We start from the raw sequence: 12,268 nt of genomic DNA, 5'->3' as shown, positions 1-12,268 counted from the left end.
GTCTTCCCATGATCAACGTGACCAATCGTACCAATATTAACATGCGGTTTTGTACGTTCAAATTTGCTCTTCGCCATTTGAGCTCTCCATTTTCCGTCCAAGCCAAGGACTAAGTTAAAAATTAATTACACAACCTGAAATCACGCGTATTTCTTTTGTATCTCCAAAGCAACAGCCGAAGGTACAGGCTCGTAATGATCAAACTGCATTGTATACTGCGCACGCCCCTGACTCATAGAGCGAAGGGTATTTACATAACCAAACATATTTGCCAAAGGAACCATTGCATTCACAACCGTTGCAATACCGCGTGCTTCAGTTCCTGAAATCTGTCCCCGACGAGAATTAAGGTCACCAATAACATCACCAACATAATCATCTGGCGTAACGACTTCCACCTTCATGATCGGCTCAAGAAGTTGCGCACCAGCTTTCTTTGCTCCATCACGAAAAGCTGCACGAGCAGCAATTTCAAAAGCCAAAACAGAAGAATCAACATCGTGATAACCACCATCAATGAGAGTCGCTTTTACACCAAGCATAGGAAATCCCGCAAGAGGACCAGCCCCCATAACACTTTCAATTCCCTTTTGAACGCCTGGAATATATTCTTTAGGAACAGCGCCACCAACAATCTTCGACTCAAAAATAAAATCATCACCTTCATGAGGCTCAAAAACAATTTTTACACGAGCAAATTGACCAGCACCACCCGATTGTTTCTTATGTGTATAATCAATCTCTGCCATTTTAGTAATTGACTCACGATAAGCAACCTGAGGCTGTCCAATATTTGCTTCAACCTTAAACTCACGCCGCATACGGTCAACAATAATATCAAGATGAAGCTCACCCATTCCAGCTATAATAGTTTGACCCGATTCTTCATCCGACTTAACGCGAAATGAGGGATCTTCTGCCGCTAAACGATTAAGAGCAATCCCCATTTTTTCTTGATCTGCTTTTGTTTTCGGTTCAATTGCAATCTCAATAACAGGCTCAGGAAATTCCATCCGCTCCAAAATAACAGGCTTCAAAGGATCACAAAGAGTATCACCTGTTGTCGTCTCCTTAAGCCCTGCAAGAGCAACAATATCACCAGCAAATGCCTCTTCAATATCCTCACGAGAATTTGAATGCATTTGAAGCATACGCCCCAAACGTTCCTTCTTCTTCTTCACAGTATTCTCAAGAGAAATACCCTTCTGAACTTTACCAGAATAAATACGACAGAAAGTTAACGAACCAACAAAAGGATCATTCATAATTTTAAAAGCAAGCATAGATAGCGGAGCATCATCAGAAGATTCGCGTGTTGTCTCGGCCTCAGTCTTAACATCAACACCCTTAATCGCTGGAATATCAATCGGAGAAGGAAGATAAGAAACGACAGCATCTAAAAGCGGCTGCACACCCTTGTTTTTAAAAGCCGTACCACAAAGAACAGGATGAAATTGAACCTCTACTGTCCCCTTCCTAATGAGAGAAACGAGTTGCTCATTGGTTGGCATAACACCTTCCAAATAAGCTTCCATGGCAGCCTCATCAACCTCCACGGCCATTTCAATGAGCTTTTCGCGATATTCCTCAGCTTTTTCCTTTAAATCAGAGGGAATTTCACTTATCTCTGCCGAAGCGCCAATAGAACCATCCCACTTTAAAGCCCTCATTTCGACAAGATCGACAACACCTTCAAAGTCATTTTCAGCACCAATCGGCAACTGTAAAACAAGCGCCTTAGCCCCCAACCGTGAACCAACCATTTCTACACTACGATAAAAATCGGCACCTATTTTATCCATTTTATTAACAAACACCATGCGAGGCACACGGTATTTCTCAGCCTGCCGCCAAACAGTTTCCGTCTGAGGCTCCACACCAGCATTTGCATCCAACAAGGCTATTGCACCATCAAGAACACGCAAAGAACGCTCTACCTCAATCGTAAAATCAACGTGCCCTGGCGTATCAATAATATTAAAGCGGCGCTTCCGACCGTCAGCCCCTTCCCAAAAAGTTGTTGTCGCAGCCGATGTAATCGTAATACCGCGCTCCTGTTCCTGCTCCATCCAATCCATCGTAGAAGCACCATCATGCGTTTCACCGATTTTATGATTCTTACCCGTATAGAACAAAATACGTTCAGTCATCGTAGTCTTACCGGCATCAATATGCGCCATAATACCAAAATTACGATAATCTTCAATTTTATATTCGCGAGCCATTATCTTTGCCTTAGTTAAAACATCTACCAGCGATAGTGAGAAAATGCACGATTAGCTTCAGCCATACGATGAACATCCTCACGCTTTTTCACAGCAGAACCGCGATTATTAGCCGCATCTACCAATTCACCAGACAAGCGCTCAATCATCGTCGTCTCATTTCTACCACGTGCAGCAGAAATCAACCAGCGAATAGCAAGAGCTTGACGACGATCAGGACGAACATCTATCGGAACTTGATAAGTAGCACCACCAACACGACGAGAACGAACCTCAATATGAGGAGCAACATTCCCTAAAGCCCGATGAAATAGAGCAACAGGATCTGTTTTTACTTTTTTCTCTACAGAATCAAGAGCACCATAAACTATACGCTCCGCAACTGATTTTTTACCATCAAACATAATGGCATTCATAAATTTCATAATGACCAAATCACCAAATTTAGGATCTGGATTAATTTCACGCTTTTCTGCTCTATGACGACGGGACATTGGCTTTGTCTCTCAATATTATTTCGGACGCTTCGCGCCATACTTTGAACGACGCTGTTTACGATTCTTGACACCCTGCGTATCAAGCAAACCACGAATAATGTGATAACGAACTCCCGGCAAATCTTTCACACGACCACCACGGATCATCACAACAGAGTGCTCTTGAAGATTATGCCCCTCTCCAGGAATATAACCAATCACTTCAAATCCATTCGTCAAGCGAATTTTAGCAACTTTACGAAGAGCAGAATTAGGTTTTTTCGGCGTTGTCGTATAAACACGCGTACAAACACCACGCTTCTGCGGATTCGACTGAAGAGCAGGAACCTTATTACGTTTAACTGGCGCTACACGCGGCTTTCGAATCAACTGGTTTACGGTAGGCATGTAACCTTCCTCTTTTAGATCTACATTCGTATCACCCAATCGGGCTTTTCTATTTTTTTCATCTCTTCCGATAGAATCAGAACAGATATTTTAATTCTACACACAAAATCGGGCCACCTGCAAAAACAGTTCACCCGACCACAAGCAGAGAAGGCAATAGCCTCTTGCACTAGCACTTGCTTTTAATCTTCTTAACACCCTTTATGAATGATCTTTTGGACATATCCAAAACCACTGATCATTTCTACATCGGTTATGTCTGTCTCTAATAGCGAGAACACGTACATTCGTCAAGAACTAAACAGCAGAAAGTTTTTAAAAATGAAAATAAATTAAATTTTAAAACTTTACATTTGCTTTTGCCAGTATTCTTGATAAATCAATTTATCATAATCACATGCCTCTACAAATAAAAAAAGAAGCTGTGACTGTTATAAAACTTGAATGCAGAAAATTAAATTGCACATGTGATATTTAATGATGAGCACCATGAAAATAGCAACGTGGAATATTGCCGGAATAAAAGCACGACATGAAACATTATATCAATGGCTACAGCAAAATCAGCCGGACATAGTCTGTCTACAGGAAACTAAAAGTATTGATGAAAACTTTCCACGCGATGCAATTGAAAATTTAGGTTACCATATAGAAATACACGGACAAAAAAGTTTTAATGGCGTTGCGCTTCTTTCTAAAAAAACACCAGATGAAGTGATCCGTCGATTACCAGGCAACGATAATGACGAACAAACACGTTACATTGAAGCCGTTTATTCAACAAATAAAGGTGTTGTCCGTGTTGCATCTCTCTATTTGCCAAATGGAAACCCTACTGAGAGTGAAAAATATTCCTATAAGATGGAATGGATGGAAAGATTATGTGCACATGCAAAATCATTGCTTGCATACGAAGAACCTCTTGTCCTAGCAGGTGATTATAATGTCATCCCCACCCCATTAGATGCAAAAAACCCTCAAGAATGGTATCAAGATGCTTTATTTCTTCAACAAACAAGAAAAGCATTCCAACGTATTCTTCATTTAGGTCTCTACGATGCTATCCGGAATGTCACCGATACACCCTCCTACAGTTTTTGGGATTTCCAAGCTGGGTCATGGCCTAAAAATAATGGGATCCGCATTGATCATTTATTATTATCACCAGAAGCTGTTGATCATCTTATTTGCGCTCATAGCCAGACAGAAGTAAGGGGATATCAAAAACCATCTGACCACGTTCCTGTTTGGATTCAGCTTAATGTCAATTAAAAAACTATAGCCCTTATTTTGTGAGACAGCAAAAAAAATCATTCGATAAATAATAACTATGCTACACCAAATAAAGATTATATCTTAAACAACTACAATAAATGAATGGAGGACAGAAATGAAGAAATCATTGTTAATATTTATTGCAGCAGCAGCCATTGGGCTCACAAGTATCGCGCATGCTAAAAATGATACGCTTGAAAAAATAAAAAAAACAGGGGAAATCACTTTAGGTGTCCGTGAATCATCTGGTTTGGCCTACGCTCTTGGTAATAATAAATATGTAGGTTTTCATACAGAAATGGCAGAACGTATCATTGATGATATTTCAAAAAAAATTGGTAAACCAATTAGAATTCACTATCTTCCCATCACTTCTCAAAATAGGATTCCTCTCTTAAAAAATAATACCTATGATTTTGAGTGCGGATCAACAACAAATGATATCTCCCGTAGTAAAGAAGCAGCATTTGCTTATACGACATACGTCGAAGAGGTTCGAATTGCTGTAAAGAGAAATTCTAACATTAAATCTCTTGACGATTTAAATGGAAAAACAGTTGCGACGACCACTGGTACAACATCTGTTCAACTTATTCGTAAAAACAAACGCGCAAAAAACATTAACTTTAAGGTCATCAAAGGAAAAGATCATGGAGATAGCTTCTTATTATTAGAATCTGGTAAAGCCGATGCATTTGTTATGGATGCCTCAATTCTTGCTGGACATATTGCAAAATCAAAAAAACCATCTGATTATGTCATTCTCGACCCTGTACTTTCAGTCGAACCCATCGCTTGCATGCTCAGATTACATGACAAAAAATTTGAACAAGCAATCAACGATAGTATCGTACGCCAGATCAAAGACGAATCACTTGAAAAACTTTACAATAAGTGGTTTATGGAACCGATTCCACCTGCTAATACTGTTATGAATCTTCCTTTATCAAAACAAACAAGATATGCTTGGGATCACCCCAATAATAAGCCTCGGGAAAGCTACATAGGAAAAGATTTATAGAGTTTAAAAGGAAAAACCACACTCTTAAAAAATTGAGTGTGGTTTATATTTTAGTTCACTTTTTGATAAATTCCGCCTATGTAGATGCGGTTGATTTATTGTCCTATTTGTAAATGACTAATTTGAGGGAATATCAATTAATGGACTTTTCTTTTCTTTGTAGGGATGATCTTACTCAAACACTGGTAGCAGGATGCCTTGGGACTCCTGGCGTAAGTCATACCTATTTAGACACCCTTCTCGATGGCTTAAAAAATACGGTTATATTGTCCATCACTTCACTTATATTAGCTGTATTATTTGGTGTTATTATAGGAACAATGCGTACTTTACCTAATACTTCCATAACCAATTGTATATTTCGCACTATCGGTGCTATTTGGGTAGAGATCATGCGTAATATTCCTCTCCTTGTACAGGTGTTTTTATGGTATTTTGTTGTTCCTAAGATCTATCCACCAGCGATGAAATTTTCCCCTATTCTCTTAGTAACATGTGCGTTGGGATTCTTTACATCTGCACGCATTGCCGAACAGATTCGTTCAGGTATTGAAGCTATTCCTTCTGGGCAACGCTATGCTGCTATGGCAATGGGATTTACAACGTATCAAAGTTATCGCTATATTATACTACCGCGTGCTATACGCGCAATTATGCCCCCACTTACTTCAGAAGCAATGAGTATTGTAAAAAATTCGTCTATAGCATTCGCCGTTTCAATAAATGAACTCATGCAATTTCAATACCAAGCAATTGAAGAGGTAAGCCATGTTTACGAAAATTATTTGCTTGTTACGATTCTTTATATTCTTATAGCCTTATTCGTATTTATTGTGATGACAATTATTGAACAAATACTCAAAATTCCTAATTCTCAAACGCAGGAAAATTGAATATGATAAATTTTATAAGCTCTCAGTTTGGACTTTATTTTCCTTTCAATTTTTCTGATTTTGATTTTTCCTTTTTTACCTTTGATGTATTTCGTTCTTACATTTTATCAGGTTTACTTTTTAGCGTTTTTCTAACTCTTTTTGCAACAGTATTGGGGTTTATTTTCGGTACGCTTTTAGCAATGATGCGCCTTTCTTCCATAAAGCTTCTTTCTTGGGTTGCAATCGTTTACATAACAGCTATGCGTTCAATACCCCTTGTGATGGTTATCTTATGGTTTTTCGTACTTCTGCCTTTTTTAACGGGGACATCCATCGGTGCAAATAAATCAGCACTCATTACCTTTACCGCATTTGAAACTGCTTATTTCGCTGAAATTATGCGTGCTGGCATAAATTCAGTTTCGCAAGGACAAAAATATGCGGGGAAAGCTCTTGGAATGACATATTGGCAAAGTATGTACATTGTCATTCTTCCTCAAGCTTTTAGAGATATGCTTCCAGTCTTTTTAACACAAGTCATTATTCTTTTTCAGGATACAACCCTTGTTTATGCCATCAGTGGTCATAGCCTTTTGAATGGCTTTGATATTGCTGCTAATAATTTTGGTGTAAAGCAAGAAGCTTATATCTTAGCAGCTATTTTCTATTTTGTTATCTGTTTTACGCTGTCACAAATCGTTTTGTATTTACAAAAAAAAGTGTCTATTATCCGCTAACGGGGAAAAAATGTCTACTAATATGATCGAAATAAAAAATGTTTCTAACTGGTATGGCGAAGTTCAAGTTCTTAAAAGCTGTACAACCAACATTAATAAAGGAGAAGTTGTTGTCGTTTGTGGGCCATCAGGATCAGGAAAATCAACACTCATTAAAACCATTAATGCTCTAGTCCCTTTTCAAAAAGGTGAAATTTGGATTAATGGAATACCAGTTCATTCAAAACAAACGAATCTGCCTAAATTGCGAAGTCAGGTAGGAATGGTATTTCAACACTTCGAGCTTTTCCCCCATTTATCTGTCACAGAAAATTTGACAATTGCACAAATCAAAGTCCTAAAACGAAGCAAAAAAGAAGCACTTGAACGTGGATTGTTATATCTTGAACGCGTTGGACTCATTGAACACAAAGATAAATATCCTGGTCAACTTTCTGGAGGGCAACAACAACGGGTTGCTATTGCACGTGCCTTAACTATGGATCCACTTGTCATGCTTTTTGATGAACCAACATCTGCTCTAGATCCTGAAATGGTAGGTGAAGTACTCGATGTCATGATTAGCTTAGCAGAAGAAGGTATGACGATGATTTGTGTAACCCATGAAATGGGATTTGCACAAAAAGTCTCGGAGCGTGTTATTTTCATAGATCAAGGAACAATTCTTGAAGACTGTTCATCTAAAGAGTTCTTTTCTGATCCGCAAGCAAGAAAACCGAGAACGCAAGAATTTTTGTCTAAGATCCTAAGTCATTAACCATTATATTATAACAAAAAGCTATCTCTACTATGAACTTGGACATAAAAAGATGGCGTTTAATATCAGATGGGAGAATGTAAAAAATATTACAATCAGATATTAAAAAACTGTTATTTTTTAAAATATCAGAAACAAGTGGCATTGCTGTACATCTTTCAAATTTATTACAAAGAGAAAAAACCTGCTCTTGCAAAGGGTGAGTCCAGTTTCTGTTTTTTACGTTAGTTTTTTCATAGGCTGCAGTTAGCATTGCTATCCCGAGAATTATTTTTCCTTCTTGAAGCAACATATTTCCAAGCATTGTTTAAACAGAAGGATTTCCTTTTTTTTCTGAGAGTTGAAACCATCGTGGCTTGTATAGGATTTTTCTCCCTTCCCTCTCCCTTTAAAAATATTTTTCCTAAATGATATTGAGCTTTAGGATTTCTATAATTCACCGCAGCCCGCATATAAAGACGAACAGCATAAGAAGGATGAAGGTGATTGAGGAATATCTTTTATATATCCCGCAAGTTTAACCAATGCATCAGAAACATAACTTTCATCTTCTGAAGCAAGATCTGTACCTTTTTCAACGATATATGCAAAAAAATGATATGCCTTGTAATCATCTTTAGGAACACCATCACCATTTGCATAGATAGAGCTAAGTTTCCAATTCTCACCGATATATGGCCCCTCTTAGCAGCACAACGGAGTGCTGGAATAACTTGATTGATATACCCATTTTATAAGCAGACATGCCACGTTTCAAAAAATAAAACGAACTATCATTGGCTTCTTGCAAGCTATTAACATCTACTGCATAAACAGTAGAAAAAAATCCCCCTCACGTCACAACAATCGCGGCTTTTTTCCATATCTGAAGCCTTTGACCATTTCCCCCTATCTCAATTTTAATTGTTATATCTGTTACAAATTTCTTTGTAGATATTTAAACTCTTCTTTTTAGTAAGAAACATGAAAGATTTTAAAGCAAAAATTTTAAAAGAAAAGACAAATAAATGATAATTATCCAAAGAGTTTGGTAAAGTTAAGCCCCCATTTTATATACAACAAATTGATTTTTAAATATAAATCATCATTCTATATTTTATAACACTTCCTTATAAGATTTATTTATCTTTAAAAATTTATACGAATGAATAAAAATCGTTCAATAAAATAACATGCGCATTGAACAGCAGCTTGAGAACAAAGAAAATACATGATGAATAGTAAGCGTACAAAAAACAACGCTAAACATGGATGAATATACTGATGATAATTAATTTATAATTTCACGACTTCCTCATCACCATCAATCTGTAAACAATCCAGCTTCTTGTCTAACGGATTCCTCCTGACATCATTTCACATGGATTTACTTCATAAACTTTACACACAAGCGCTACCTCAGAATACGCAGCGCTATATATAACAAAAAATACCACATGTGTAATTTTATATGCCTTATATTGCTACCCTAAACTATGGTGTTTTACAGAATGAATAGAAGAAACATAAAGACGGATCTCTATAGAAATTTCATGATCGCACTTACGAAAAACGAACAAAAGAATTTTTTTAAAGCAAATCTCTCCCATCCCTCATGATATGAAATCATGTATCCAAAAAACAAAAAGTTGAAATCAACCCAACCGCTCTAAAGCAACAGATACTTTCTTCTGTGCAGCGCGCAGTTCTACAACCCTGTTCCGTTCACTTTCAACAATTTCTGCTTTGGCATTTGCTATAAATTTTGGATTATTTAACTTAAGCGATATTTTTTCAATATCCTGTTCAATTTTACTCATATCCTTCCTCAAACGAACACGTTCAGCTTCCAAATCAATCAACTGTCCTAAGGGCAAACAAAAAACGGCTTCTCCCAAAATTATTTGTGCCGATACTTCTGGAACTTTATCAGAGAAATGGATGATTTCAATACGCGCTAACTTTTTAATAAGTGTATCATAACGCTGCACACGCTCTCGCGTTAATTCCCCTCCTTCGACAACAACAAGAGGCGCTTGTATAGCCGCTGGAATATTCATTTCAAAACGTACAGATCGAATCCCAGTGACAACATCAATAAGCCAATTAATATCAGCTGCAGCCTCTTCATCTGTAAATGTTTCCTCTGGCCATTTTGTCAATGCGAGCATATCCTCACGCTTGATGGCTTGCGTTTCTGTAAGAGACCACAACTCTTCCGTCATATACGGCATAAAAGGATGAAGAAGTTTATAAACTTCATCTAAAACCCAAGCAGTACAAGCTTGAGCCTCATTTTTAGCATCTTCATTTTCCCCCTGAAAAATAGGTTTGAGAAGTTCCAAATACCAATCACAGAGTGTATTCCAAATGAAACGATAAAGTGTAGCGGCAGACTCATTAAATTTATAGTGTTCAATGCCAATTGTCACTGCTGAAATCGTTTTAGAGAGCTCCGTTAAAATCCAACGATTAAGCGCCAGTTTTGCTTGTTCTGGTTTAAAAGCTGGATCATGCTTCACACCATTCATCTGTGCAAATCGGGTAGCATTCCACAATTTCGTAGCAAAATTACGATAACCAGCAATACGGGAAACATCAAGTTTTACATCACGACCTTGTGCTGCCATAATAGCCAAAGTAAAACGAAGTGCATCAGCACTATACTGATCAACAAGCTCTAAGGGATCGATAATATTTCCCTTAGATTTTGACATCTTTGCACCCTTTTGATCCCGTACCAGAGCGTGCACATAAACCGTTGGGAAAGGAACATCACCCATAAAGTGAAGTCCCATCATCATCATACGAGCAACCCAGAAAAAAATAATATCAAACCCTGTCACGCATAAAGATGTTGGATAAAAAGTAGACAACTCAGTCGTTTTATTGGGCCATCCTAATGTTGAAAAAGGCCAAAGAGCTGATGAAAACCAAGTATCTAAAACATCCGGATCACGGATTAATTCAACCACCTCACCATAATGAGCAACAGCTGAATCTAAAGCCTCTTCTTCACTTTTTTCAACAAAAACCGTTCCATCAGGTCCATACCAAGCAGGAATCTGATGTCCCCACCATAATTGGCGAGAAATGCACCAAGGTTGAATATTTTGCATCCAATTGAAGTAGGTCTTTTTCCAGTTATCGGGAACGAACTGCGTTTTTCCTTGTTGAACAGCCTCTATCGCTGGCTTTGCTAATTCAGCAGCATGAACATACCATTGATCTGTCAAAAAAGGCTCAATAGGAACACCACTGCGATCTCCATGAGGAACCATATGGGGATGATCATCAACAGAAGCCAAATATCCCTGTTCTTTCATCAAAGCAACAATCTTCTGGCGCGCAACAAAACGATCAGATTTATCGAAACTTTCTACTAACATTTCTAATTCATCTGATAATATCAAACCATCAAAAAATGCTTCATTCTCACGGAGAAAAATCTCGGCTTTTGGGGTAAAAATATTGATCAAGCGTAAATGATTACGCTGTCCTACTTCAAAGTCATTAAAGTCATGGGCTGGTGTGATTTTTACAGCACCACTTCCAGCCTCAGGATCAGCATGCATATCACCAACAATTAATAACCGACGACCAACAAGCGGCAAAAGAGCATTTTTACCGATAAGATTTTTATAACGCTCATCTTCAGGATTAACAGCAATTCCTGTATCACCAAGCATTGTTTCTGGTCGTGTTGTCGCCACTGTTATAAAAGTTGTCGCATCATTTGGATCAAAAGTTTTACCCTCAAGTGGATATCTAAAGTGCCACAAATACCCTTGAACTTCTTTTTGCTCAACTTCAAGATCTGAAATAGCCGTTAACAATTTAGGATCCCAATTGACGAGGCGCTTATCCCTATATATCAACCCTTGCTTATAAAGCGTGACAAAAACTTCACGAACAGCTTGCGATAACCCCTCGTCCATTGTAAACCGTTCACGCGACCAATCACATGAAACGCCAAGACGGCGCAATTGGTTTGCAATAATGCCTCCAGTTTCATAACGCCATTTCCAAATACGCTCAATAAACTTTTCTCTTCCCATTTCTTGACGCGTTGGTTCTTGGCGTTCTGCAAGTTGGCGCTCTACAACCATTTGTGTAGCAATCCCAGCATGATCCATACCAGGCTGCCACAACACATTCCTGCCACGCATCCGCTGAAATCTAACCATTATATCTTGAATTGTCGTATTGAGTGCATGCCCCATATGAAGTGAGCCGGTAACATTCGGGGGTGGAAGCATAACGCAAAAAGGTTCTGCACCACTTTTAGAACCCGCTCCTGCTTTAAAAGCCCCACGAGTCTCCCATCTTTTTGCAACCCGTTTCTCTATGGAAGCAGCATCATAGTTTTTTTCTAACATTCTATCCATCCATAACGCCGCTGAAAAACACAATATATGAACAAAACCCAATCAGAATCCCGCAAACCTATCCCATTTACTAGACAGCTTGCAAAACCACAAACAAAGTTCTCATAAAATGAAAAACATAAAAAAT

The 12,268-nt window shown here is 38.2% G+C and carries 9 protein-coding genes and 2 pseudogenes; 5 read left to right on the top strand and 6 right to left on the bottom strand.

All coding sequences use genetic code 11. From position 1 onward, the window contains the following. The 4 genes and pseudogenes from ACFIMQ_RS05310 to rpsL all read right to left on the bottom strand — a co-directional run. A pseudogene (locus ACFIMQ_RS05310) lies at nt 1-77 on the bottom strand (elongation factor Tu); the annotation flags it as partial. Between the two features lie 63 nt (nt 78-140). Beyond that, nucleotides 141-2,225 carry an elongation factor G gene (gene fusA, locus ACFIMQ_RS05305; RefSeq protein ID WP_375703541.1) on the bottom strand — a complete coding sequence of 695 codons (2,085 nt, stop codon included), beginning with the start codon at nt 2,223-2,225 and terminating at the stop codon, nt 141-143. A gap of 23 nt (nt 2,226-2,248) precedes the next feature. Beyond that, the gene (rpsG, locus tag ACFIMQ_RS05300; protein ID WP_375616881.1) at nt 2,249-2,719 is read right to left on the bottom strand and encodes a 30S ribosomal protein S7; all 471 of its coding nucleotides are present in this window, start codon (nt 2,717-2,719) and stop codon (nt 2,249-2,251) included. Nucleotides 2,720-2,737: 18 nt separating this feature from the next. Next, nucleotides 2,738-3,109 (bottom strand): 30S ribosomal protein S12, encoded by a 372-nt coding sequence (gene rpsL / locus ACFIMQ_RS05295; protein WP_005773262.1) that lies wholly within the window; start codon nt 3,107-3,109, stop codon nt 2,738-2,740. A gap of 489 nt (nt 3,110-3,598) precedes the next feature. Here rpsL and xth point away from each other — a divergent pair, with 489 nt between their 5' ends. The 5 genes from xth to ACFIMQ_RS05270 all read left to right on the top strand — a co-directional run bounded on the left by xth (nt 3,599) and on the right by ACFIMQ_RS05270 (nt 7,774). Then, the gene (gene xth, locus ACFIMQ_RS05290) at nt 3,599-4,381 is read left to right on the top strand and encodes an exodeoxyribonuclease III (protein ID WP_375616880.1); all 783 of its coding nucleotides are present in this window, start codon (nt 3,599-3,601) and stop codon (nt 4,379-4,381) included. Nucleotides 4,382-4,499: 118 nt separating this feature from the next. After that, complete coding sequence (locus tag ACFIMQ_RS05285; protein ID WP_375616879.1) at nt 4,500-5,405, top strand: transporter substrate-binding domain-containing protein; 906 nt, start codon at nt 4,500-4,502, stop codon at nt 5,403-5,405. 140 nt (nt 5,406-5,545) lie between these two features. Next, nucleotides 5,546-6,298 carry an amino acid ABC transporter permease gene (locus tag ACFIMQ_RS05280; protein ID WP_375616878.1) on the top strand — a complete coding sequence of 251 codons (753 nt, stop codon included), beginning with the start codon at nt 5,546-5,548 and terminating at the stop codon, nt 6,296-6,298. 2 nt (nt 6,299-6,300) lie between these two features. After that, nucleotides 6,301-7,017, top strand: a complete 717-nt coding sequence (locus ACFIMQ_RS05275) for an amino acid ABC transporter permease (RefSeq protein WP_375616877.1) — start codon at nt 6,301-6,303, stop codon at nt 7,015-7,017. A gap of 10 nt (nt 7,018-7,027) precedes the next feature. Beyond that, nucleotides 7,028-7,774, top strand: coding sequence for an amino acid ABC transporter ATP-binding protein (locus tag ACFIMQ_RS05270; protein ID WP_375703540.1), 747 nt, complete (start codon nt 7,028-7,030; stop codon nt 7,772-7,774). Nucleotides 7,775-7,880: 106 nt separating this feature from the next. Here the strand turns inward: ACFIMQ_RS05270 and ACFIMQ_RS05265 are convergent. Together ACFIMQ_RS05265 and ACFIMQ_RS05260 are read right to left on the bottom strand one after the other, a co-directional pair. Then, nucleotides 7,881-8,666, bottom strand: a pseudogene (locus ACFIMQ_RS05265) (tetratricopeptide repeat protein); the annotation flags it as partial. 742 nt (nt 8,667-9,408) lie between these two features. After that, on the bottom strand, nt 9,409-12,132 hold the full coding sequence (locus ACFIMQ_RS05260) for a valine--tRNA ligase (protein WP_375703539.1): 2,724 nt from the start codon (nt 12,130-12,132) through the stop codon (nt 9,409-9,411). Between the last annotated feature and the right edge of the window lie 136 nt (nt 12,133-12,268).

It is taken from the genome of Bartonella sp. AD13SXNS (assembly GCF_042196465.1).
In the GTDB taxonomy this organism is placed as follows: domain Bacteria; phylum Pseudomonadota; class Alphaproteobacteria; order Rhizobiales; family Rhizobiaceae; genus Bartonella.
Note: the sequence above shows the minus strand (reverse complement) of the source record. Positions and strands in the feature narration are given on the sequence as shown.